Origin of the sequence: Pedobacter sp., assembly GCF_041662865.1 — a bacterium.
Lineage (GTDB): Bacteria > Bacteroidota > Bacteroidia > Sphingobacteriales > Sphingobacteriaceae > Pedobacter.
This window is the reverse complement of sequence record NZ_JBAZRL010000001.1, coordinates 1-24,063: the sequence shown is the minus strand read 5'-3', so window position 1 is coordinate 24,063 and position 24,063 is coordinate 1. Positions and strand designations below refer to the sequence as shown.

The following is a 24,063-nucleotide window of genomic DNA, read 5'->3' as shown; positions in this document are numbered from 1 at the left end:
GTTTTTGTAACTTAAGGCTTTATTATTTTCACACAATGAAACGAAAACTTCTAATCCTATCCATTGCGCTCCTCTCTGTGTTCAGTTTTTCTGCCTTTATAACTGATGATGATCCATTTACCGAATTACTCAAAAAGCTTGAAGAATTTACTAAGAAGTATCCACAAGAAAAAGTTTATCTCCATTTGGATAAACCTTATTATGCCGTAGGCGATAACATTTGGTTTAAAGCGTATGTGGTCGATAGCCGAACTTCCGAACCCTCAACACTAAGCAAAATCTTATATGTAGAATTAATTAATGAAAAGGATTCCGTTAAAAGACAAATCAAATTGCCAATGCAAAGCGGAATTACGTGGGGAGATTTTAAGCTGACCGATTCTTTAAACGAAGGAAATTACAGAATTAGAGCGTACACACAGTGGATGAGAAATGCTGGACCAGAATTCTTTTTTGATAAAACAATAAAAATTGGGAATTCTTGGGCGAATAAAGTTTTCACCAAAACTAACAATCAATATAGTACCGAAAATAATGCAGAAAAAGTAAATAGTACTATTCAATTTACAGATAAAAATGGCAAGCCATATTCAAATAACTTAGTCAGTTATGAGGTGCAATTAAATTCGAGAAACATTACTAAAGGCAAAGCAACTACGAATGAAAATGGTGAAATTAATGTTGAAATCCTTAATAATCAACCTAATGTATACAAATCGGGTAAAATTACTGCAACAATTACAATGACTGATAAACAAACCGTTGTTAAAGTTATACCCGTAAAAACTACATCTGCCGAAGTTGATGTTCAGTTTTTCCCAGAAGGTGGAAATTTAGTAGAAGGGTTACCAAGCAAAGTTGCCATCAAAGCAATTAATGCAAATGGTTTAGGAGAAAATATAAGCGGCAGAATTTTAGATAATGAAGGTAGCGAAGTATTAAAGTTTGAGACTGCTTATTTAGGTATGGGAACTTTTATTTTAAATCCGCTGCAAGGAAAAACCTATACTGCAAAAGTTAAACTTACCAATGGCTCTGAAAAAACTATTACCTTACCTAAGCCACAAGCCAGTGGTTATGTACTTTCTGTGAATAATGCGGACAGTGCCAAAATGAGCATCAAGGTGTTATTAACTGCCGATATAATGAATAAAGGAGAGCTTAAATTAGTTGGGCAACATAATGGCAATGTGTATTTTGTAACTAAACTCTCAACAGAAAAACAGTTAATTTCAATTGGTGTTCCTAAATCCGAATTTCCATCAGGCATTATTCAACTCACTCTTTTTTCTGCTGATAATTTGCCAATTGCAGAACGTTTAGCCTTTATAAATAATAGTAACGATAAAATCGACATAAACGTTCAGAATTTAAAACCAAATTATGCCAAAAGAGGCAATGTAGATTTAACACTGACCACAACCAATAATGCAAAACCAATACAGGGAAGTTTTTCCGTAGCCATCACAAATACAGCCGCAGTTGCGCCAGATCTAGAAAACGAGAGCAACATTTTAACAAGTCTTTTGTTGACATCAGATTTAACTGGTTATGTAGAAAAACCAAATCACTATTTCTTAAATAATGATTTAAAAACCCGCATCGAATTAGACAATCTACTACTTACACAGGGGTGGAGAAAAATAAACTGGAAAAACATCATCAACAACCAGTTCCCAGCTATTACCTATCAGCCAGAAAAAAATCTAAAAATAAGTGGCACAATTACCAAAGGTGGCAAACCGGTAGCTAAAGGAAAAGTTTCGTTGTTCTCTAATTCTAATGGCTTTTTTGCTGTTGATACCTTAAGTGATGCCAATGGGCATTTCAACTTTGATCAAATTGATTTTACTGAGAATATCAAATTTGTGGTGCAAGCACGCACAGACAAAAACAATAAAAACGTACAAATAGACTTAGATATGGTGCCTGGGCAAATAGTTACTGCAAATAAAAACACAGGCGATGTTGAAGTGAATGTGAACGAAACCTTAATGCCTTATTTAACCCAAAGCACTAAGTATTTTGATGAACAAACTAAAAGAGGGTTACTCGATAGAACGATTACGCTAAAAACAGTTAACATTGTAGAAAAGAAAAACCCCACTCCTAATTCATCGAATTTAAATGGCGCTGGCCGAGCAGATTTTGTGGCCACAGCCAAAGATTTAGAAACTGCTTTCTCACTCTCCATGTATTTACAAGGTCGAGTTGCAGGCATAACCATTCGTGATGGCAAAGCTTATTCCATGCGTGCGAATGGAGGCGCAATGAGCATAGTTTTAGATGGAATGAACATGGGCAGCGAATTCCATTTGGATGAAATTGTTGTGCAAGATATAGAAAGTGTTGAAGTGTTAAAAAGCATAGCTAATACTGCAATTTATGGTAGCGGTGGTTCTAGTGGTGTTATCATAATTACCACAAAAAGGGGTGCAGGTACAGAAAGTAATTACAATAGATACGCCCCAGGAATAGTTACCTATGCGCCAAAAGGATATTTTCAAATCAGACAATTCTATTCACCAAAATACGATGCAACTCCAGATCCTAAACCAGATTTAAGGACAACTGTGTATTGGAACCCACATTTAGTATCTGATCCAACAGGAAAAGCAGTGCTCAATTATTTTAATACAGACCAAGCCGGAACCTACAGAATTGTAATAGAAGGCATAGATGTAGATGGCAACCTTGCCAGAAAAGTCGTTACTTACCAAGTAAATTAATTATGAAAAAAAGACTAATTGTTTGTTTTATTGGCCTACTATCTCTCTTTAGTTTCTCTGCATTTATTGTAGATGAAGATCCATTTGCAGAGTTGCTAAAAAAACTAGAAGAGTTCACAAAGAAACTTCCACAAGAAAAAATTTATCTCCATTTGGATAAACCTTATTACGCCATTGGCGATGACATTTGGTTTAAAGCTTATGTAATAGATAGTAAAACATCACAACCCACAACAATTAGTAACATACTCTATGTAGAATTAATTAACGATAGAGATTCTATTACCAAACAAATCAAACTACCAATGCAAAGTGGCATTACTTGGGGCGATTTTAAACTTTCTGATTCCTTAAGAGAGGGCAACTATCGCATTAGAGCTTACACGCAGTGGATGCGAAATGCTGGACCAGCATTCTTTTTCGATAAAACAATAAAAATTGGTAACGGCTGGACAAACAAGGTTTTTACCAAAACAGATTATCAATATAGTACAGAAAATAATGAAGAACGACTTAAAACTACCATTCAATTTGTAAGCGCTTCAGCTACACCTTTTAGCAATGCAGAAGTAATCTATCAGATTGTACTAGGTTCAAAAAAAACTTCAATAGCTAAAACGGTAACCAATGCAAATGGAGAAATAAATATCAATATAATTAACACTGCAGCAAATTCTTTCAAATCAGGCAAAATAATTGCCACCATTACATTACCAGATGGCAGTAAAGTGGTTAAAAGTATTCCAATTAAATCGACCTCTAGTTCTGTTGATGTACAATTTTTTCCAGAGGGAGGAAATCTAATTGAAGGGTTACCTTGCAAAGTTGCAATTAAAGCAACCAACTCCAATGGCTTAGGCGAAAACGTAAGTGGAGCAGTTATCGATAATGAAGGTGTAGAAGTACTCACTTTCGAAACCAACTATTTAGGAATGAGTTCCTTTTCTTTAAACCCTATGTCAGGAAAAACTTATACAGCAAAAATAAAATTTGTCAACGGTAAAGAAAATAATTTCACATTACCTAAAGCAGAAACCAGTGGATATGTACTTTCAGTTAACAACTTAGATTCTGCTAAAATGAGTATTAAGGTAATGCTAACCCCAGATCTACTCAATAAAGGCGAACTCAATCTTGTAGCTCAACACAATGGAAATGTACTTTTTTCAGGCAAAGTACCAACTGCAAAACAAATCGCATCTGTAGTAGTACCAAAAATCAATTTCCCTTCAGGCATTGTACAAATTACACTTTTTAATCCTCAGAATATGCCTGTTAGTGAGCGTTTAACATTCGTAAACAATGTAAACGACAAAATTAATTTAGATTTTGAAAATCTAAAACCAACTTATAGCAAAAAAGCTGTAGTGGATTTATCAATTACTGCCACAAATAACGAAAAACCTGTACAAGGAAGCTTTTCAGTTGCCATAACCAATACAAATGTGGTAGACCCCGATCCAGAAAACGAGAGTAATATCCTAACAAGTTTGCTACTTACCTCAGATCTAGTCGGTTATGTAGAAAAGCCAAATCATTACTTCCTAAAAAATGATATTACAACAAAAATAGAATTAGATCAGTTATTGCTCACTCAAGGTTGGAGAAAAATTAATTGGGATACTATTAGTAGTTCGCAACTCCCTACAATTAATTATCCAGCAGAAAAAAACATGAAAATTAGTGGTCTTGTTACCAATAATGGCAAACCAGTTGTTAAGGGAAAAGTTTCTTTACTTTCCTCATCAAAAGGAATTTTTGCGACAGATACAGAAACAGATGCCAACGGTCGATTCATTTTTGATCAAATCGCATTTAACGACAGTACAAAATTCGCTATAAAAGCAGTTACAAATACCGATCACAAAGGCGTAAAAATTATAATGGACGATATTCCAGCTCAACTTATTACCATAAACAAAAATACTGCAGACGTAGAAATCAATGTAAACAACGCCATAAAAGATTATTTAAAGCAAAGTGCAGCTTACTTTAACGAACAAGAAAGCAAAGGATTTTTAACTCGAGTAAACCAACTTAAAGCAGTAGAAATTGTAGCAAAAGCCAATAAGGCAGCGCCATCTTCATCAAACCTAAATGGCCCAGGCATGGCAGATGCGGTATTTAGCGCAGATGAATTGAAAAACTCTACTTCATTATCCCATTTTCTCTCAGGTAGATTAGTAGGGATGAGGGTCGAAAATGGTTATGTTAGATCTACTAGAACCGATGGCGTAACAACTGTAATTGTTGATGGTGTAACGTATATTGATGGGCAAGGAGGCGATGCACTCGCCGCAACCCCTGTTTCACTAGATGACCTAAACATTTTAGATATTGAAAGCATTGAAATATTAAAAAACGTTGCCAACACAACAATATATGGACATGCTGGCCAAAATGGAGTAATTGTTATTACTACTAAAACAGGAAAAGGAAGAACCACCTTCAATACTCGGGCGCCAGGCATGCTTACTTATACGCCAAAAGGTTTCTATTCAGTTCGACAATTCTATTCGCCTAAATACGACGTAAAACAAGATGACAAACCAGATTTTAGACCAACCGTTTATTGGAACCCTAATTTAGTATCAGATGCAAATGGTAAAGCGAAGCTAAACTATTTTAATACAGATCAACTAGGAAATTATAGAATTGTAATAGAAGGTATAGACGCCGACGGCAATTTGGCTAGAAAGGTCTATACTTACGAAGTAAAATAACTAACCCCATGAAAACAATAGAAGTTACCATAAAAGATCGTTTAGCAATTATTAGCCTGCACAGGCCAAAATCAAATTCGTTAAACCGGGAAATGGTTATTGAATTAACGGACATGCTAAACAACATAGAATCAGATTCAAATATTGGTGGCGCAATAATCACCGGTAAAGAACACTTCTTTTCTGCAGGTTTAGATTTAATAGAACTGTACAATTATAACGAAGAAGAAGCTAAAAGTTTTTGGCACCTATTTTTAAACTTCGTTGCCAAAATTACTTCCTTTAAGAAACCCTTAATAGCGGCAATAAATGGGCATAGTCCAGCTGGAGGGTGTGTAATTGCCCTAGCTTGTGATGCACGTGTAATGGCTGAAGGAAAATATATTATAGGTTTAAATGAGGTTCCTGTTGGGATTATTGTACCAAATAGCATTTTTAGTTTATACTCATTTTGGTTAGGCAAAGCTGATGCAACACGAAGCTTATTAGAAGGGAAACTTTTTAATCCAGAGGAAGCCTTAGCCATCGGTTTAGTAGATGAATTGGTAAAACCAGAAAGTATTTTAACTGCGGCAGAACGTAGAGCAAGAAAATACATGGCTTACGAAAGAAATACGTGGTCGCAAAGCAAATTGAATATCCGAAAAGAATTAATAGAAAGCACAAGCGCCGATCAAAGTGCAGACTTAGAAGTTATGCTAAAACAATGGTGGTCGCCAAGTACCAGAGCAATCTTAAAAACAATTATCGATAGCCTACAAAAGAAAGTTGATAGACCATAGTTAATAGCCTAAATGGGTTGTACATTATACCTATACAATTCAGCTTATGGACTATCGACCAAAAAACTAACCAACCAATAATCCAAAAACCAACTAACAAAATGTATAATCAACCAATGTTAAAAGACGATGCTTTAAAAGGCAAAACTATAGTAGTAACAGGTGGTGGCACAGGATTAGGTCGTGCTATGGGAACCTATTTCTTGAAATTGGGAGCCAATTTGGTAATTACTAGCCGCAAGTTAGAAGTATTGCAAAAAGCTGCTGATGAAATGGCTGCAGAAACAGGCGGGCAAGTTTTAGCGGTGCAATGCGATGTAAGAGATTACGAACAAGTTGAAGCGGTATTAGCTAAAACCCTCGAAAAATTTGGCAAGGTAGATGGTTTATTAAACAATGCAGCAGGTAATTTTATCTCACCAACAGAACGCTTATCAGCCAATGCTTTCTCCAGCATTATTGATATTGTTTTAAAAGGAACCGTAAACTGCACCCTAGCCTTTGGCAAACATTGGATTGCAGCAAAACAACCTGCTAGCATTTTAAACATTGTTACCACCTATGCTTTTACCGGCTCGGCTTATGTTGTCCCTTCGGCTTGTGCAAAAGGTGGTGTACTCGCCATGACCAGATCATTAGCGGTAGAATGGGGCAAATATGGTATTCGTACTAATGCTATCGCCCCTGGCCCTTTCCCTACAAAAGGCGCATGGGATAGATTATTACCAGGAGATTTAGCAGAAAAATTCGATTTCAAAAAACGTGTGCCTTTAAAGCGTGTTGGCGAAAACCAAGAACTAGCCAATTTAGCGGCATTCCTAATCAGCGATTTTGCAGGTTATATTAACGGTGAAGTAATTACAATTGATGGTGGGGAATGGCTACAAGGTGCCGGACAGATGAACGGATTAGAAGCTATCCCATCGGAAATGTGGGATATGTTAGAGCAAATGACAAGATCTGCAAAAGGGAGTTAATTTTAAATAGTGCTACTCAAATGAAATCCTTATTTAACACTCAAGAACGAGAGGAGATTATCAAACGCATTCAATCCATTAATGAAAATAGTGAAAGACAATGGGGCAAAATGTTACCATCGCAAATGTTATTGCATGCACAAGCGCCAATTAAAGTTAGCATTGGCGAATTGAAATTACACAGGAACTTAATTTTTATGATCTTAGGCCCAATCATCAAAAAGAAGTTGATGAAAGAAGAACCCTTCGAGAAAAACCTACCAACTCACAAAAGTTTTGTTGTGAACTTTGACCCGAATTTGGAAGCAGAAAAACAAAATCTTATTAATTTGATTAATAAGTTCAATGCTCAAAAAGATAACCTTGCCATAAAACATCCAATTTTTGGTAAAATGAGTACACAACAGTGGGATGTCTTACTGTGGAAACATACCGATCATCACTTACGACAATTTGGAGCTTAAACTTTAAATATTACTTCCGTAGCACCAAAACCAAATTTTTCTTTACGAGCATCCATAAAAGTACGCACCTGCGGATGTTTGCTGATTGTTTTATGAATATGATGTCTTAATGTTCCATTGCCCACACCATGAATAAATACAATTGATGGGAGTTGATGAACAATGGCTGCATCCAGCATTTGCTGAAAATAAGCTAATTGAATATCGATAATTTCAGATTGATTTAAAAACTGATAATCGTCTCTCAACTTTTCGATATGTAAATCTATTTCGGTAGCAGGTTTTAGAACTTTTGGCTTCTCAGTTTCTGCCCTAAAAAAACTTTCCTTTAACTTTTGTGCATCAATTAATTGCACTGGTTCATCTAATTGGATCAGCCATGCGTATTTATTGATTTCTGGAACTTGTTTTTTCGCTCCGCTGAAATCTTTAGCCTTAAACTTCTTTGTTAAATTTAAGGGTGCAACAGGTTTAACATTTGCCGTAGTAAAGTACAATACTTGAAAAATAAATTCTGGCCAAATTTCTAAATCGCCCAAATTTGCACTATAAATTTGTGTACTTGTTTTAGCTTGTACCACACTTGCAAATTCACCTTTATAAATTGCTTTTTTATCGGTTTTTAAACTTAACAAGAGTTGATAAGAAGTATTATTGATCAAGGTGAAATGTGCGACAGCACTAGCTTTAGAATCTTCAGCAACTGCTAGAAAAACCCCAGTCTCTTTAAATTCTTCGTCAACAACTATTACTTTTTTGTCATCGCTTTGCGCTATTGTATTGGCACTATGTCCATGAACATGCGTTAAATTACTAATCGCAACAGGTATTTCAAATCCATCTGTATCTGTTACGCCTAATGTTTGCGCATCGATAACTCGCGTTACATATCCTTCTCTCTTTTCGTCTACAAAACGAACAAAATCACCTAGTTTGAACATAAATTGTTTTATTGTTGTTGTGGGTTATATGTTATGAGTTGCGGGATTGGATGTTTAGTCTAGTTTCCCCGACCTGCAACTCACCACTTGTAACTTGCAACTGATTTACCATCTAATTAAAGCACTTGCCCATGTAAAACCAGATCCAAAAGCAGCTAAACAAACTAAATCGCCATCTTTAATTTTTCCAGCTTCCCAAGCTTCACACAATGCAATTGGTACTGATGCAGCTGTAGTATTACCGTATTTTTGGATATTATTAAATACTTTATCGTCGCTTAAGCCTAACAATTGCTGTACATACTGGCTAATGCGCAAATTCGCTTGATGTGGCACCAATAAATCAATATCCTTTTCAGTTAAATTATTTGCTTTAAGTGCTTCTCTAATCACCTCTGGAAATTTTACGACTGCTTTTTTAAACACCGCAGGGCCATCCATATACGGTAATGCTGCACCACTTTCTAATTGTTCGGTTGTCATAAATAAACCGCCCAGCTCTTGCTCAGGATAACCTGGTTTATCTTTCATCCATTTATTAGCATGCGAACCCGGATAAAACATGGCTAAAATTTCTGCATCTGCCCCATCGCTGTGCAAGTGTGTGCTTAAAATGCCTTGCCCTTCTTTTGTTGCTGGTTGTAAAACTACAGCTCCTGCACCATCACCAAAGATTACCGAAACATTGCGACTACGGGTTTCAAAATCCATTGCAAAAGAATGTTTTTCGCTACCAACAACTAAAATGTTTTTGTACATGCCTGTTTTAATATACTGATCGGCAATAGATAATGCATATAAAAAACCAGAGCATTGATTACGAACATCGAGTGCACCAACTTCTTTCATTTTCATTTCACGTTGTAATAAAACTCCACAACCTGGAAAATAATAATCTGGACTAAGCGTAGCGAAAATAATAAAGTCGACATCTTGAGCGGTAATACCAGCTCGTTCTATTGCAATTTTTGCTGCTTCAACGCCCATCGTTGTCGTAGTTTCTTCTAATCTATCCGCAAAGCGACGTTCTTTTATTCCCGTACGTTCTTGTATCCATTCATCATTGGTATCCATAAAACGGGATAAATCGGTATTGGTATATATATTTTTAGGCACATAATAACCGATGCCGGCGATTTTCGAACTTTGCATAAAATCTGGTTTGAAGAACAAATGTAATTAAATTGATGAATAGTCGATGACCAATAACCTATAGGCTATTCATCATAAACTACTAAAAATTCCTTATTTTTGCATCATGTCAACAGAAACAAAGGAAGAAACATTTACATTAGAGGAGATCCTTACTTCTTTAAAAACCGTTCATCGCCTAATTTTATGGAACGATGATGTAAATACCTTTGAGCATGTAATTTGGTGTATGATGAAATATTTAGATTACACCGAAGCGCAAGGCGAGAAAATTGCTTGGGAAGTGCATAATAAAGGTAAATGTGCGGTATTAGAAGGTTCCTTTACCGAAATGGAAGTTTACCGTAAAATTTTACAACAAGAAGGATTGACTGTTACTGTAGACTAAATTTATTCTAACTGCTTTAATAATTCTACTAATTCTGCTTGAGTAGTTTGCGTTTTATCTTTCGCATACCAGCCATGTAATTGCTCTGCAATTAAACCCATATCATCGCTTTCTTCTTTCCATTGCTTAAGTAATTTTTGCACTACTTGTGGTCTAGGTCCCCATTTTGGTAAAACTGGATTTTTATTTTCATCCAATATTAATACAACAGGAATTGCTCTTCCACCATTAGTGAGATAATTATCCATTAATTCTAGATTTTCATCTCTCAAAACAATTTTCATCTCAAATTTTCGCCTTGATTCCTCAACTATTCTATCAAATACCGGTAAAATTTGAGCTGCATCTCCACACCATCCTTCACTAATCACTAAAAAATTATACTTTCCCTTTATAGTTGAAATTACTTGTGATAAATCTTTACTTAAGACCATTTCCTTTTCAATCCTATTCATTCTGTGATTGTTCATTTTTGTATAATGCAGCATCTCTGGCGAATGATTATCGCCTGTAGTTTTACCATCTTGCATTCGCAAATAAACCACTTCACGGTAATTAGAATAAGTCATACCGTCATTAAAAATAGCGTTGTAATTGAGCATAATATAGCTGTAATAAAATAGTTACTCCTCGTTTTTTAAACCTTCAACCCCGACCTTTGTCTTCCTAATAAGGAAAACGAATTTACTAAAGATTAAGAGGATAATAATAACTTAAAGTTCTATTATTAATAGTTGTTATTTGTATTTTAACTGTAAATATTGTCGCTTTACTAAACTAATTTTATTTAACTATTTTATTATAACTCAATCTTGAAAAGACTGTTCCCCTATTTTTTTGCTGTTACATTCCTGAGTTTATTTTTTTTCGACGCTAAAGCTGCTGAAAATGGTGTTATTAGAGGCAAGGTTATTGAAGAAGTTGGTGCATTACCAATTCCTTATGCAGTAGTTTCTATTTTTGAGATAACCGCGGAACAACCTTTATTAACTATACAAACTGATGAAAATGGTTATTTTAGGTTTAACAATCTTAAAACTGGCACGTACAAAGTAAAAGTTAGCTATGTTGGTTTTGCTAGTCTTTTTGTAAACGAAATTAGTATTACAGATAAAGATTTTGATAAAAATTTAGGCAATCTAAAATTAAGTAGCGAGCAAAGTAATCTGAATGAAGTTGTAATATCAGCTCAAAAACCTTTGGTAGAATTTGGCGCAGATGTAATTACTTACAATGTTGGTTCATCTGTTTTGGCAGAAGGAAGTACTGCTACCGATGTACTTAAAAACGTACCAATGGTACAAGTTGATATCGATGGAAATGCAACAATATCTGGCAAAAGAAGTACACGAGTTTTTATAGATGGAAAACCTTCTGATTACATGACATCAAACATTGCAGATTTGCTAAATGTATTACCTTCTGACGCGATTGAAAAAATCGAAGTAATGACTAATCCACCATCTAAATATTCAGGCGATGGAGAGGGTATTCTTAATATCGTGATGAAAAAAGGATTTAAGGTTGGCTTTAATGGCAATATTGGTGTAACCGCAGGTATACAAGGCAACAAAAACACTAATGCAAACGCATCTTATCGCGGTAAAAATTACAACTTAAATGGTAGCGTCGCCTACCGACAAAATATTGGCACAGGGACAAGCGAAAGTTATCGTACCAACTTTTTCCCAGATACTACATTTTATTACAATCAGTTTAACAAGTACCGTAATGAAAACAATGGTGGTAATTTTCGATTAGGTTTAACTTGGGACATTACACCAAAACAAAATTTACGTCTTTCTACCAATTACAACATCAATAACAGCAATAGTAATTCGGGCAACAACTTTTATTATATAGATGAAGCTTTAGTACCAACGCGTTTGCGCAATCAAGTTAACCTTGGAGATGGAAACAGCAATAACTTTGTGTTTAATGCGGACTATAATTTACAAACAGATACCACTGGTGGTAAACTTACCATGGGCGTTACATTAAACACGAATGCTAACAACGATTTACGTTCGTATAATCGAACCTATGCATTTCCAGTTAATTTAAATCCTAGTTTACAGCAAAACGATAATGAAATTAGTAATCGTGGATTGAATTTTAACTTAGATTATGATAAGCCGGTTTTTAATAAAAGAGATCAGTTAGAATTTGGTATTGCTTACAATTATCGTAAAAATGACAATGATTTATTAGTGCAGAATTTCAATTATCAAACAGAACAATTTATCACCAATAAAAACCTGACGAACAAGTTCTTTTATAATGAAAACATACTTTCTGGTTATGGTTCTTATAATTACCGTAAAAATGGATGGGGCTTAAAAGGAGGTTTAAGAGCAGAATATACGGACGTAAATTTCGATTTATCTACTGGAACAAGCTACCATGTTAATCCTTATTTAAGTTTATTTCCAAACATATCTTTAAATCATTTTTTCAAAAAGCGATATAATTTTGGAGCAACGTATAGTGTGCGTATCAATAGGCCAAGAGAAAATGCACTAAATCCACAAGTAAATAATTCAGATACGTTGAATATTTCTTTCGGTAATCCAGATTTATCGCCAGCGTATACACATCAAATGGATTTTAGCTTCGGTGCATTTGGACAAAAGTGGTCATTTACACCACGCATCTCTTACTCTACTAGTCGTGGTGTTATTGAAAGATATCGTACCGTTAAAAAGAATGGTGTTTCAGAAAGCACGTTCGATAATGTTGGAACAAATAACTCTTTTGCATTGATGTTAATTGGAAATTTTCGACCAACTAACAAAATTTCTGCAAATGGAAACTTTAGTGTGATCCAAAGCAAATACAGTTCAAAATTAAACACTGCTTTAAATAGAGATGGATTAAGTTTAAGAGCGTCGTTAGGTTTTTCGATGCAATTACCTTATAAAACTGCATTCGAATCTAATTTGAATTATGCCAATAATATTAATGCTCAAGGGCGAAACAAAGGGTCTATTAATAGTAGTTTTGGTGCTCGAAAATCATTTTTTAAAAATACATTGAGTGCTCGAATAAGCACCAACGATCCTTTTGGAAGAAAAAACAACAATTCATTTAATCAGGGTACAAATTTTACAGCTCAAAGTTATTCTACCAACAATTCGAGCAACGTTACCTTCAGTTTAAATTATCGTTTTACTAAAGTAAAGGTGAATAAAGTTGTAGTTCCACCACCGCCACCTGCTAAACAATAGTTGGACTTTGCATTCCTATTAAAAGCTCCGTATCTTGCGCCTATGAGTACCGGCAACCCTTGGAAAGTTTTAGAAAGTCAAAAAATTTACGATAATAACTGGATTTCTTTAACAGAACATCAAGTATTAAACCCATCTGGTGGTGCAGGAATTTATGGTGAAGTGAATTTCAAAAACATCGCCATTGGCATTTTACCTTTAGATGCTGATTTAAACACATGGTTAGTCGGACAATATCGTTTTCCGATAAAAGAGTATAGTTGGGAAATTGTAGAAGGCGGCGGAGCATTACATGCAGATCCTATAGAAAGTGCTAAAAGAGAACTCGCTGAAGAAACTGGCCTAATTGCAAAACGCTATACCGAAATACAGCGCATGCATTTATCAAATTCTGTAAGCGACGAACTAGCCATCATTTATTTGGCACAAGATTTACAGTTAGGAGATTCATCTCCAGAAGAAACTGAAGAATTAATTATTCGCAAAATGCCTTTTGAAGAAGCCTATACTATGGTGATGAACGGCAAAATTACGGATAGCATAAGTGTAGCAGCTATCTTAAAAACCAAAATATTAATACAGGAAGGTAAAATTTAAGTCGATATGAAAAAATTACTAGGATATATTTTTACACCCATATTTTACTTTTTCTTTTTTTTTATGCTCTGTATTTTCCATCCTGTACAATGGATTTGCTATCGTTTTTTTGGGTATAAAGCGCATAAAGTTTCTGTAGATATTATGAACTTCTTCTTAACCTACTGCAACTGGTTTTTATTAAACTCCGTTAAATTTACTAATCATCAAAATTTGCCTACAGATAGACCAATTATTTTTGTGGCAAATCATCAAAGCATGTACGATATCCCAGGTTTAATCTGGTATCTACGCAAGTATCAACCTAAATTTATTTCGAAAATCGAATTGACGAAAGGGATTCCTTCTATTTCGTTTAATTTAAAATATGGGGGTGGCGCAAATATCGATCGAAAAGACAGCAAACAAGCTATCTCTGAAATTATAAAATTAGGCCGCAGGATGAAAGAAAATAATTGGTCGACAGTAATATTTGCAGAAGGAACAAGAGCGAAAGATGGGAAGTTAAAAACATTTCAAGTTGGCGGTATTGCTACACTTTTAAAAGTAGCGTCAAATGCTATAGTAGTTCCCGTTGCTATTGAAAATTCATGGAAAATTGTTCGGTTTGGTAAGTTTCCCTTAAGTATTGCAAATCCGATTAAATGGACGGTTTTAAAACCAATAGATCAAACTGATAAAAATGCAGAAGAAATAACTTTCGCTGCAGAAAATTCTATACGAGAAAAGTTAAATCAACCTATAAATTGATGAGATTAATCAACTACTTTTTAATCTGTTTTTTAAGCATCGGTTTTACCGTAAATGCGCAAACCAAAAAAGCAGAGAACACCTTATTATGGGAAATTTCAGGTAAAGATTTGAAAAAATCATCTTATTTATTCGGCACCTACCATTTTGCAGACAAAGGTTTTATAGATACAATGAAAGTGCTAAATGAGAAATTAAGTCTGGCTGAAGCAGTTGTGGGGGAATTGGTAATGGATAAAGATGTGGCTATAAAGCTAATGCCTTACATGATGATGAAGGACAATACTTTAGATGGTTTGTTAACTCCAAAAGAGTTTAAATTAGTGGATGGCTATTTGAAAACATTAGGCAAGTATGACCTTACCAAAATGAATAAGTTAAAGCCATTGGTTATACAAACCCTAATTCTTCAAACTACGGCTCCTAAAACTTTTACTGCAACTAATCCAGCAATTGATCAGTATATTCAAGATTATGGAAAAGCAAACCAAAAGAAAGTATTTGGTTTAGAAACAGTTGAAGACCAGGCTAAAGTGCTTTTTGGAAGTAGTTTAGTTAGACAAAAAGAAATGTTGGTTAAAAGTGTTAAAGAAGCAGAAAAGACAAAGAAAGCGACTTTAAAACTATATCATTCTTATATTACTCAAAACCTAAAGGAATTAGAAAAAATGTTTACAGATTCAAAAGATTTCACTCCAGAAGAAATGGATCTATTGCTAAAAAACAGGAACAACAGATGGCTTAGCCAACTACCAGCATTAATGAAACAACAATCTCTATTTATTGCTGTGGGCGCAGGGCATTTAGTTGGCGACGATGGCTTAATTAAAGGTTTATTAAATTTGGGATATACGGTTAAACCAATTGCAACCAATTAATTTAAATATTCTTACCGTCAATTAATTTAAAGAATTCATCTCTGTACGTATCTCCTATCGGGATGATTTTACCTGCAATTAAAATTCGACTACGTTCAATACTTTCAATTTTATCTAATGCAATAATGTACGATTTATGTACTCGGATAAATTCTCCTTTAGGTAACGTTTCTTCCATTTTTTTCATGTTCTGAAGCGTAATTATTCGTTCAGTTTTGGTGAAAATAGAAATGTAGTCTTTTAGTCCCTCGATGTACAAAATATCATCCAATTGAATTTTTTGAATTTTATGCTCTGTTTTTACGAAGATAAAATCTTGAATTGGAGCATTATTATGATTGTTATTTTGAGGAGCAACAGGTTCTGGAGCAGCAACTGCAACAGGTTCAGATTTCAATAATTGATTGTGAACTTTTTCTACAGCTTTATAAAAACGATCAAAAGCAATTGGCTTTAATAAATAGTCTGACACATTTAAATCATAACTTTCTAAAGCATATTGCGAATACGCAGTTGTTAAAATATAATTTGCTTTACCACTGGCAATTTTCAAAAACTGTATTCCAGTTAAATCTGGCATTTGGATGTCTAAAAACACCAAATCTATACCTCCTGCCTGTACTAACTGTAATGCTTCAATAGCATTTTCAGTGCGTTTTACGAGTTCTAAAAAAGGCACTTTAGATATATAATCTTCAATAATATCGAGCGCTAATGGCTCATCATCAACAGCAATACATTTTAATATCATAAGTCTAGCATCAATTCTGTGGTGTAATGTGTAGCCGAATTTACAATATTTAATTTATACCTATCGGGATAAAGTAATTGTAATCTTCGTTCTACATTATTTAATCCAACACCACCCATGGCGTCTTTATTGGTTTTACTTTTTTTATTGCTTACACTAAAATGAAGTATCTTTTGGTTTGCAATAATATTTATTTTAATGGGATCTTCATGGTCATTTGCAACACCATGTTTAAATGCATTTTCTACAAAAGAAATTAAAATTAAGGGTACAATATGCTGCCCATCTATTTCACCGTTGATGGTAATTTCTACCGCAGCGCCATCCTTAAATCGCAATTTTTGTAATTCTACAAAGCTTTTAACGTATTCAACTTCTTTATTTAAATCTACCCAGCTATCGTTACTTTCATAAATCATGTAGCGCATAATTTCAGATAGTTTTAAAATAGCATCTGCTGTTTTTTCTGATTTTTGATACGCTAGTGAATAAATATTATTTAAGGAGTTAAATAAAAAGTGTGGATTAAGTTGAGATTTTAAGAACTGCAATTCCATGTCTTTTTTCTCACTTTCTAAATTGCGTTGTATGCGTTCATTAGAAAACCAATCTGTAGCAAACTTTAATAGAGAACTTATAACTACAAAAAACCCTGTTATGAAAAGTGCTTGAATAAGATAACCATCATAAGATTGCATTGACTTCTTCTTATTTGGCCCCATGTGTTCCAAAATAATTTCAGGATACATTACTGCAATCCCTAATTTTATAACCACAGCAACAACAATAAGCCCTACCAATAAAAATAAATACAGCCATGTTTTTTGGCGTTTCTTTATAATATCTGGAATTAAAATAAGAGCATTGATATAAAATAAAGAAACATTTATAACACCATAATAACCATATTCTACCAATAACTCGAACCAAGTTGCTTTGTGTGAACTATTTATAATTCCAAAGGTAATCATGGTAATGATTAGCATCCAAAAAATAAGATTTACAATTATTGCGCCTTTACTTCTCATGCGTATATTATTTTAATATGGCTCTATTTATATCCAAAGTAAATATTTCCTTTATTTTAAGCTATCACTTTCGACGAACTGGCATTTTTTTTCTACCAAAAGGCTAAATCAAACAACCAGTTACAAAACTATTCATTTTAACCGTTTATCTAGAATAATATGCACTTGGTCTAAAACATTTTAGCAGTACTTTTTTAATTATTCTATTTGTTTCAACAAAACGAAACAACACAACTTAAAATAGAAGAACCATGAAAAAGTTATCAAACGTATCACCATTCTTACTTTTATTATTTCCAGTATTTATCATGATGGTATTAGCTTTTGCAACAAGCACAACTACTAACCAAGATGAGGAAGTTGCTTTAAAAAACACTACTCCAACAAACACGATTGTTAAAGCTACTACTGCAATTTTAAAATAAGCATGGGCAATTTTGCTATAGAAACTGTAGGGTTAAACTATAACTTCGGCTCACAAGCGGTTGTTAAAGATTTATCACTACAAGTGCCAAAAGGTAGTATTTATGGCTTCCTTGGGCCAAATGGCGCTGGAAAGACTACAACCATAAAAATTTTATTAAACCTATTAAAATCTCCTGCAGATCAGGTATTTATTTTCGGAAAAGAAATTAATGCTAATCGCATTGCGAGTTTAAAACGCATGGGTGCTTTAGTAGAGCAACCTGCAATTTACGGGCACTTAACAGGAAAAGAAAACTTGGTTAATCGTTGCATCCTTTTAGGAATTAAGAAAAGCAAATACGTCGAAATGTTAGACATAGTTGGTTTAACAGATGCTGCTAATAAAAAAGCTGGAAAGTATTCTTTAGGAATGAAACAACGCTTAGGTATAGCTTTGGCTTTAATATCAGACCCTGAATTATTATTGTTAGATGAACCCACTAATGGTTTAGATCCCAATGGAATTATTGAAATAAGAAACTTGATGATTGATTTGACCGCTAAACATGGTAAAACCATTTTAGTATCAAGCCATTTATTAGCTGAGATTGAAAGAACTGCAACTCATGTTGGTATCATCAATAAAGGTCAGCTATTATTTCAAGGAACAATAAGCGAATTGCATGACCTGAGCAAACCTTCAGTAAAAATTGAAACTGATAATCAAGAAAAAGCTATTGCTACTTTAGTAAATGCAGGAGCAGAAATTGTTCAACAAGATGAGCAAACAGTATCGGTAACTTTCAAAACAAAAGCTGATATGGGAAACATGAATACGTTGTTAGTTCAAAATGGCGTCACCGTTTTTTCTATCGGTAAAGAAAGAAAAGACCTTGAAAATTTATTCTTAGACATTACTTCAAAAAATTAATATGCGCTCATTATACATTTCCTATTTTTCAGAGTTTTATAAATCTCGCAAAACACTTGCTTTTTGGGCGGCTATCATTTTACCAATACTTATCTGCGGCCTTATTGCATTTGGCTTTTATTCTGGATCTGACAAGGTATTAAAATATAATTATCCTGGTTTAGCACTTTGGGCACAATATAGTGGTGCTGCGCTAAATGTAATGGGAATGCTAATTTTACCATTTTATGTAATGTTTATGGCTTTTTCTGTAAACAACATAGAGCATAAAAACGACACTTGGAAAACACTTTTCTCCCAACCCTTAAACAAGTTTTCTATTTATGCAGCTAAGTATCTGTATGCTTTAACGCTATTGTTTATTTGTCTTTTTTTATTCGCAGCCTTAACCTTTGCAACAGGCCATTTAATCCAAGTGTTAGTTCCGAAATATACTTTTAATGATTATAACCCTGTATTGATTTTAACTAAATTCTACACAAAGTTATTTTTAGCATCATTAGGTATTTTATCACTACAATTTATTTTAAGCTTAATATGGTCTGATTTTCTTAAACCAATGGGGATTGGTTTTGTTGGCACTATTGCGGGTATTATAACTGCGAATGTAGGTTGGAAACACGCTTACCTTATTCCATATAGCGACCCTACTTTGGCATTGAGAGTTACTAGAGCAAAAGGCGCAAAAATTGAAGACTTCCCAATATTTACGCAAGAAATTTGGGTAAGTGTAATTTTTGCAGCAGTAATGTTTATCATAGGATATTTCATTTTGTCTAAAAGAAATATCAAATAAAGTTTTTAGTTTTTAGAAAGAATTTAGTTTAGTTTTTAGTTTAGTTAAGGGTGGTGGATGCTACCCTTTTTTAGTTTATAGCATAGCTATTGTTGAGCGACAAAGAGCATTGTAAACCAACAATGGGCTATTGTAAACCAACAATGGGCTATTGTAAACCAACAATGAATTATTGTAAAACAACAATGGACTATTGTAAAACAACAATGAGCCATTGTAAAACAACAATGAACCATTGTAAAACAACAATGGACTATTGTAAAACAACAATGGACTATTGTAAAACAACAATGGACTATTGTAAAACAACAATGAGCCATTGTAAAACAACAATGGGCTATTGTAAAACAGCAATGGGCTATTGTAAACCTACAGAGAGCAATTGTAGACCTACAAAGATATTTAAGATGTTAGCGAAGAGCATCACAGAACATCTCAAACAGCAGGGTTATACTAAAATTCTATATATACGTAATCTATCTTTCCTTCCTAAATTCTAGAAAAGATTTTTTAGCAATACCATCTAGATATTTACTCTTATAGAATAATAAGCACCCCTTAAAATTTGTATTCATTCCAAATAAATCGTTTTCTTTATCCACCTGTATTGGTTGCATACTTTTTGCAAAATTACGACCAATCAAATCTGCCTTTTCAAAATATATACCTAAGAATTCCGAATGTACTGAGAATGAAATATCTTTTTTATTCGATAAATACTGTTCTAATTTGTTATCTGTAAGTTCGCACAAACATCTATATGTTGCATATTCTTTATAAAAATCAGTCCATTGCTTTTTATCAAGTTTCTGTGCAACCGAAAACTTTGTAAGCAATAATAAAAAGCCAACAAGAAAAAAACGTTTCATATAAATTAATTTAGTTCCCAAATTTCTATTTTTTCAATGCCTCCTTTTGAATTTATATTTGATCTACTTATGCAACCTATCTTTATACTGGTTACCTATAATTTTTTTCTCTTTCGCCGCCAATAAAGAGTACTATAAGGATATGTACTAGTGAAGGGCCTTATGTATTTTGCATTACCAAAATGACATTGTCAAAGTCTTCATTTTCCAAATCTTTTTTATGAATTCCAAAATAAGCAATGCTGCTACCAAAATCATCAATTATTATCTTTGGATCACTAAAATCTAACTGAAGTAGTAGTATAAATTTATCTTCTATCTGTTTAATTTTTTTTATTTCTTCGTTTGTAAGTGTATCGATATTTTCAAATCCTAAATATTTAGCAGCCCACCAAAACCGCAATGTACCTTGAATAGCTTTTGGATGCCCTAATACTTGATGCCCAACATCGAAATTTTCAGACTCGATATATTGAATTTCAGATTCAATATCTTCGATAAAATTTAAATCTTCGTCAGTTAATTTATTTTCAACTATTACATTTTCTTGATATGATGGAAAAGTATAATGTTCAAAAAATGAGATGGGAAATTCTAAAATCTTTGGAAATTTCTTATCAATATTCTCTTTCTCTGCATTTTTTTTATATAAAACTTTATATTCATTTTTTCTATCGGGATATCTGTTATTCACATGATTTATGAGAAGAAAAAAATACAGCAAACCACTTTTAGGTAATAAACTATTTATTGTAGAGCTAATCTGATCTAACGAAATTTGTCCTAAGAATGTTAAAGGTATTCCGTTATATGAAGGATAGCCTTCTTCAAAGATTGGAGGATAGCCTCCAATCTTTGAAGAAGAAAATTTTGCTAGAACTGAATCATCTAATTTAAATTTTAAACTGGGTAACAATAATGACTTAATTTTGTCTTTATTTATACTGTTTTGAGTGTCGATTAATTTGATAATTTCTTCTTTTAACATAACTAAAAAATTAAATCATTTAAATGAGTATTTGGATTATTGATAATTGCTTGTTTCGCTTCATTTACAATGTCTAATAATCGAGAATATGCTTGGTCTGGAGTCAAATTAGAAGGAATTGCATCAAGCTTACCTTTTATTAAATTATTATAGACATTATGATTCGGCTGATTCCGCCATGAAGCAACAGGCACACCATTTAATGCATCATTCATATGAAAAGGATTTGTCCCATTTTTCTTTGCTGCTTTTTGAATTATGTCATGAGTTTGTTTATCCCAAGGTATAATGTGATGAGCTTGCCTTACGTCTCCTGGCAACAGGTTTAAAACTTTACGTAGTTGAGCCCTATCACCAAAGTTGACAATATCTCCAACCTTTTTTGTCCATTTTAAGGTTGTTTTTGCCCCATTAGCTAAATTAAGAGTTTTCTTAGCCATTTTAGCACCAAAAGAGAACCAACCTACAAATGGAACTGCAGATGCATAACTAAAGGTAGCATTAACACCATCTCCCTCTATAGTATAAATTAATCCATTTGCTAAATCTGCAACTTCACCTACCCCAGGCACTAAGCCTAAACCATCTAAAGCTAAATGAACCATCTCCTTAGATGCCTCCCAAGCAAGTCTCCATTCACCATATTCTGGGTGTTCTGCTTTTATAATTGCACACTGCATAATCCAATAGGCAGCATACATTTGATGATCGTAATTCTGAGCATTTGGAAGATAACTGCTGACAGAGTTGTATAGTAAATTATTATCTGAAGTAGTGAGTGTGCCTAACGCCAACATGCTTATTGTCATGTTGGATGCTATTTTCCCCTCGTAAGAAAAACCATCAGCTTCTAATACATCATATAGTTGAGATCCAATATCTTGATTATTTATAACATAATTTAAGTTATTACCTTGTAAATTAAGGTTATCTATTAATGATTGAATTTTAAAAGAATATATTTCATTCTCTATCAAAGGAGGCAAATCACCACCTTCATCACAACAATTCGGAGCTACCACTGCTAGTTTTAGCCCATCTATATTACCTCCAACAACAGAAACAGGTGTTGGTGTATCACAATCGCAAGGATCATATCCACCAGGAGGGTTAGGAGTTGTACCTCCACCACCACCCCCGCCTCCAGTTGGTGGTACAGGAAAAGATGGAGCTGCGCAATTTATAACAGTGGTTCTGTCCATTCTATAGCCAGGCAAATGATCTAACTCACTCATTGATGTTATGTTGGTTTCCCAAATACAGTGCCCTGGCCAATCTCCTGTTGAGCAAGTATATGGTACTAATTCATAAACATCATAAATTTCGCATTCGCCTGGTGCCAAACTAATTTTATTATGGTTTATCAAGATTTCGCTGGTAGCATTCTTCTGAGACATTATGCTTCCTTTTGAACCTTGGCTTGAATTATTTAGTCCATTAATACTAGGGGTATTGTACAAATTAATTTTATTTGCATAAATCTCCCCTTTAAAACCTAAATGTTTATTGCTTTTCCAATCTTTTACCCATTCTTGAGTAGGTACGTAGGTTGTTAAGAATGCAGTAGTTTTATTGTTAATAACTTGAATAGTTAAATTACGAAACTGAATTGCATGTCGTGTCTCTGGCTTTAAGCTTATCACATAACTAATAGTATCTCCAAGGGTAAGTTTTTTTATACTGTCAGTATTGATATTAAAACCATTAAATGCCGAATTAACATTCATTATAGCTCCTTGACTGCTCTTGGCGGCATTAGATAAGGTAGTTTTTAAAGTTCCTGTGTTATTAAGGTTAATAGAACTTAAAAATTCAGTGTATGAAATGGTTTTGATTTTACTCTTATTGACATCAATAGGGGATGCTCTAGGCACTAATAAATCTTTCTTACAGGAGTTAAAGCCTATGCCTATAAGCAATAAAATTAAAAAGAATCGGTAGTTTTTTCTGGCAGAATAACTAAGATATAGCTCTGCCATAGAGAAGCGTTTTTTGTTTTTCATTTTGATAATTTTTAGTTTCCAAAATGAAGATAAACTTAACAATGCCTATTTGCAAATATCTATGCAGAAAGGTCGATTTTCTACACGAAAATATAGTATTACTATATAAAATTAATTATGAGTTAAATTTTATACATTCCCATCCATTTAATACTTAACTCAAATCCATTTCTATCGAAGTTATTTGCTTTATAAACTTTGACAAACTAATCTTTCAAACTTCCGAAGTTTAAATAGCTTGATGAAAAGAAACTTCGCAAGTCTTATTTAAAAACTTTGACAAACTATTTGCAAGGAGCCAATAAGTTTGTCAAAGTATATCATCTCCCTGCTTTTGGAATAATTACTAAACTTTCATGTCCATTTTCATCTACAGATTGAACACCAAAATAATAGTTGTCTTTAGAGTACGATAATACTGCTGAGTTTTCTTTTACAAAGAATTTTTTCTCCCAAAATGGGCTTGTCGTTTCACGCATTAAAACATAATAGCCTGCTGGAGTTTTTCCTTTCGGCGCATCCCATTTTAAAGAAGTTTTATTCGTTAATCCTGAAGTAAGTACAATAACATTTTCAGGTTCTTGAGTTGATAAACCTAAATTTGCCATGGTTGATAAATTCATTCGTGTTACTTTTTGCAGATAATTATAATCTACATATTCAGGTAAGTCACCATATTTAAAT

21 protein-coding genes and 1 pseudogene are annotated in these 24,063 nt (G+C 33.7%); 13 read left to right on the top strand and 9 right to left on the bottom strand.

The annotated features are described in order from the left end of the window. Positions 1-35: 35 nt before the first annotated feature. From WC622_RS00110 to WC622_RS00090, 5 genes are all read left to right on the top strand, one after another. A complete protein-coding gene (locus tag WC622_RS00110; RefSeq protein WP_372816084.1) occupies positions 36-2,729 on the top strand; it encodes a TonB-dependent receptor plug domain-containing protein in 2,694 nt (897 codons plus the stop codon). Between the two features lie 2 nt (positions 2,730-2,731). Further along, positions 2,732-5,452, top strand: coding sequence for a TonB-dependent receptor (locus WC622_RS00105; protein WP_372816082.1), 2,721 nt, complete (start codon positions 2,732-2,734; stop codon positions 5,450-5,452). 8 nt (positions 5,453-5,460) lie between these two features. Then, positions 5,461-6,234, top strand: coding sequence for an enoyl-CoA hydratase/isomerase family protein (locus tag WC622_RS00100; protein ID WP_372816081.1), 774 nt, complete (start codon positions 5,461-5,463; stop codon positions 6,232-6,234). A 101-nt stretch (positions 6,235-6,335) separates the two neighbouring features. Next, positions 6,336-7,211, top strand: a complete 876-nt coding sequence (locus WC622_RS00095) for an SDR family oxidoreductase (protein WP_372816080.1) — start codon at positions 6,336-6,338, stop codon at positions 7,209-7,211. Between the two features lie 20 nt (positions 7,212-7,231). Then, positions 7,232-7,675, top strand: a complete 444-nt coding sequence (locus WC622_RS00090; protein ID WP_372816078.1) for a DUF1569 domain-containing protein — start codon at positions 7,232-7,234, stop codon at positions 7,673-7,675. Here WC622_RS00090 and WC622_RS00085 read toward each other — a convergent pair. Together WC622_RS00085 and WC622_RS00080 are read right to left on the bottom strand one after the other, a co-directional pair. Further along, positions 7,672-8,616 carry a Smr/MutS family protein gene (locus WC622_RS00085; RefSeq protein WP_372816077.1) on the bottom strand — a complete coding sequence of 315 codons (945 nt, stop codon included), beginning with the start codon at positions 8,614-8,616 and terminating at the stop codon, positions 7,672-7,674. The genes WC622_RS00090 and WC622_RS00085 overlap by 4 nt on opposite strands. A 105-nt stretch (positions 8,617-8,721) precedes the next feature. Continuing rightward, positions 8,722-9,768, bottom strand: a complete 1,047-nt coding sequence (locus WC622_RS00080) for a 3-oxoacyl-ACP synthase III family protein (protein WP_372816075.1) — start codon at positions 9,766-9,768, stop codon at positions 8,722-8,724. 106 nt (positions 9,769-9,874) lie between these two features. Between WC622_RS00080 and WC622_RS00075 the strand changes: the two genes are divergently transcribed. Beyond that, positions 9,875-10,156 (top strand): ATP-dependent Clp protease adaptor ClpS, encoded by a 282-nt coding sequence (locus tag WC622_RS00075; RefSeq protein ID WP_372816074.1) that lies wholly within the window; start codon positions 9,875-9,877, stop codon positions 10,154-10,156. A 2-nt stretch (positions 10,157-10,158) separates the two neighbouring features. Here WC622_RS00075 and WC622_RS00070 read toward each other — a convergent pair whose 3' ends face one another. Next, positions 10,159-10,758 carry a thioredoxin family protein gene (locus tag WC622_RS00070; protein WP_372816073.1) on the bottom strand — a complete coding sequence of 200 codons (600 nt, stop codon included), beginning with the start codon at positions 10,756-10,758 and terminating at the stop codon, positions 10,159-10,161. A 210-nt stretch (positions 10,759-10,968) separates the two neighbouring features. On the opposite strand from WC622_RS00070, the gene WC622_RS00065 reads away from it, so the two are divergent. The 4 genes from WC622_RS00065 to WC622_RS00050 are packed head-to-tail and all read left to right on the top strand — an operon-like array spanning position 10,969 to position 15,608. Continuing rightward, positions 10,969-13,383, top strand: coding sequence for an outer membrane beta-barrel protein (locus WC622_RS00065; protein WP_372816071.1), 2,415 nt, complete (start codon positions 10,969-10,971; stop codon positions 13,381-13,383). A 42-nt stretch (positions 13,384-13,425) separates the two neighbouring features. Then, a complete protein-coding gene (locus WC622_RS00060; protein WP_372816069.1) occupies positions 13,426-13,980 on the top strand; it encodes an NUDIX domain-containing protein in 555 nt (184 codons plus the stop codon). Positions 13,981-13,986: 6 nt separating this feature from the next. Beyond that, positions 13,987-14,730, top strand: coding sequence for a lysophospholipid acyltransferase family protein (locus tag WC622_RS00055; protein WP_372816068.1), 744 nt, complete (start codon positions 13,987-13,989; stop codon positions 14,728-14,730). Continuing rightward, positions 14,730-15,608, top strand: coding sequence for a TraB/GumN family protein (locus WC622_RS00050; RefSeq protein WP_372816067.1), 879 nt, complete (start codon positions 14,730-14,732; stop codon positions 15,606-15,608). The genes WC622_RS00055 and WC622_RS00050 overlap by 1 nt, the downstream gene beginning before the upstream one ends. Before the next feature lies 1 nt (position 15,609). Here the strand turns inward: WC622_RS00050 and WC622_RS00045 are convergent, their stop codons facing one another. After that, on the bottom strand, positions 15,610-16,359 hold the full coding sequence (locus WC622_RS00045; RefSeq protein ID WP_372816065.1) for a LytR/AlgR family response regulator transcription factor: 750 nt from the start codon (positions 16,357-16,359) through the stop codon (positions 15,610-15,612). Further along, positions 16,356-17,387 carry a sensor histidine kinase gene (locus tag WC622_RS00040; protein ID WP_372816064.1) on the bottom strand — a complete coding sequence of 344 codons (1,032 nt, stop codon included), beginning with the start codon at positions 17,385-17,387 and terminating at the stop codon, positions 16,356-16,358. Before WC622_RS00040 ends, WC622_RS00045 begins: the two co-directional genes overlap by 4 nt. A 251-nt stretch (positions 17,388-17,638) precedes the next feature. Here WC622_RS00040 and WC622_RS00035 point away from each other — a divergent pair, with 251 nt between their 5' ends. From WC622_RS00035 to WC622_RS00025, 3 genes are read left to right on the top strand one after another with little or no spacing between them, the layout of a single operon-like run. Then, complete coding sequence (locus WC622_RS00035) at positions 17,639-17,812, top strand: hypothetical protein (RefSeq protein WP_372816063.1); 174 nt, start codon at positions 17,639-17,641, stop codon at positions 17,810-17,812. 2 nt (positions 17,813-17,814) lie between these two features. Continuing rightward, complete coding sequence (locus tag WC622_RS00030; protein WP_372816061.1) at positions 17,815-18,723, top strand: ABC transporter ATP-binding protein; 909 nt, start codon at positions 17,815-17,817, stop codon at positions 18,721-18,723. Position 18,724: 1 nt separating this feature from the next. Then, a complete protein-coding gene (locus WC622_RS00025) occupies positions 18,725-19,519 on the top strand; it encodes an ABC transporter permease (RefSeq protein ID WP_372816059.1) in 795 nt (264 codons plus the stop codon). 476 nt (positions 19,520-19,995) lie between these two features. Here the strand turns inward: WC622_RS00025 and WC622_RS00020 are convergent, their stop codons facing one another. The 4 genes and pseudogenes from WC622_RS00020 to WC622_RS00005 all read right to left on the bottom strand — a co-directional run. After that, entirely contained in the window at positions 19,996-20,388 is a 393-nt protein-coding gene (locus WC622_RS00020; protein ID WP_372816057.1) for a hypothetical protein, read from the bottom strand. 160 nt (positions 20,389-20,548) lie between these two features. Then, positions 20,549-21,376 (bottom strand): DUF1963 domain-containing protein, encoded by an 828-nt coding sequence (locus tag WC622_RS00015; RefSeq protein WP_372816055.1) that lies wholly within the window; start codon positions 21,374-21,376, stop codon positions 20,549-20,551. A 2-nt stretch (positions 21,377-21,378) separates the two neighbouring features. Then, entirely contained in the window at positions 21,379-23,379 is a 2,001-nt protein-coding gene (locus WC622_RS00010; protein WP_372816054.1) for an AHH domain-containing protein, read from the bottom strand. A 320-nt stretch (positions 23,380-23,699) separates the two neighbouring features. Continuing rightward, positions 23,700-24,063, bottom strand: a pseudogene (locus WC622_RS00005) (peptidase M28); the annotation flags it as partial.

Excerpts from the sequence above, each read along its gene's own strand:
- WC622_RS00035 (WP_372816063.1), top strand. The coding sequence starts at position 17,639 with ATGAAAAAGTTATCAAACGTATCACCATTCTTACTTTTATTATTTCCA.
- WC622_RS00025 (WP_372816059.1), top strand. The coding sequence starts at position 18,725 with ATGCGCTCATTATACATTTCCTATTTTTCAGAGTTTTATAAATCTCGC.
- WC622_RS00070 (WP_372816073.1), bottom strand. The coding sequence starts at position 10,758 with ATGCTCAATTACAACGCTATTTTTAATGACGGTATGACTTATTCTAAT.
- WC622_RS00090 (WP_372816078.1), top strand. The coding sequence starts at position 7,232 with ATGAAATCCTTATTTAACACTCAAGAACGAGAGGAGATTATCAAACGC.
- WC622_RS00050 (WP_372816067.1), top strand. The coding sequence starts at position 14,730 with ATGAGATTAATCAACTACTTTTTAATCTGTTTTTTAAGCATCGGTTTT.
- WC622_RS00085 (WP_372816077.1), bottom strand. The coding sequence starts at position 8,616 with ATGTTCAAACTAGGTGATTTTGTTCGTTTTGTAGACGAAAAGAGAGAA.
- WC622_RS00040 (WP_372816064.1), bottom strand. The coding sequence starts at position 17,387 with ATGAGAAGTAAAGGCGCAATAATTGTAAATCTTATTTTTTGGATGCTA.
- WC622_RS00055 (WP_372816068.1), top strand. The coding sequence starts at position 13,987 with ATGAAAAAATTACTAGGATATATTTTTACACCCATATTTTACTTTTTC.
- WC622_RS00045 (WP_372816065.1), bottom strand. The coding sequence starts at position 16,359 with ATGATATTAAAATGTATTGCTGTTGATGATGAGCCATTAGCGCTCGAT.
- WC622_RS00075 (WP_372816074.1), top strand. The coding sequence starts at position 9,875 with ATGTCAACAGAAACAAAGGAAGAAACATTTACATTAGAGGAGATCCTT.
- WC622_RS00080 (WP_372816075.1), bottom strand. The coding sequence starts at position 9,768 with ATGCAAAGTTCGAAAATCGCCGGCATCGGTTATTATGTGCCTAAAAAT.
- WC622_RS00030 (WP_372816061.1), top strand. The coding sequence starts at position 17,815 with ATGGGCAATTTTGCTATAGAAACTGTAGGGTTAAACTATAACTTCGGC.
- WC622_RS00100 (WP_372816081.1), top strand. The coding sequence starts at position 5,461 with ATGAAAACAATAGAAGTTACCATAAAAGATCGTTTAGCAATTATTAGC.
- WC622_RS00015 (WP_372816055.1), bottom strand. The coding sequence starts at position 21,376 with ATGTTAAAAGAAGAAATTATCAAATTAATCGACACTCAAAACAGTATA.
- WC622_RS00095 (WP_372816080.1), top strand. The coding sequence starts at position 6,336 with ATGTATAATCAACCAATGTTAAAAGACGATGCTTTAAAAGGCAAAACT.
- WC622_RS00110 (WP_372816084.1), top strand. The coding sequence starts at position 36 with ATGAAACGAAAACTTCTAATCCTATCCATTGCGCTCCTCTCTGTGTTC.
- WC622_RS00105 (WP_372816082.1), top strand. The coding sequence starts at position 2,732 with ATGAAAAAAAGACTAATTGTTTGTTTTATTGGCCTACTATCTCTCTTT.
- WC622_RS00020 (WP_372816057.1), bottom strand. The coding sequence starts at position 20,388 with ATGAAACGTTTTTTTCTTGTTGGCTTTTTATTATTGCTTACAAAGTTT.
- WC622_RS00060 (WP_372816069.1), top strand. The coding sequence starts at position 13,426 with ATGAGTACCGGCAACCCTTGGAAAGTTTTAGAAAGTCAAAAAATTTAC.
- WC622_RS00010 (WP_372816054.1), bottom strand. The coding sequence starts at position 23,379 with ATGAAAAACAAAAAACGCTTCTCTATGGCAGAGCTATATCTTAGTTAT.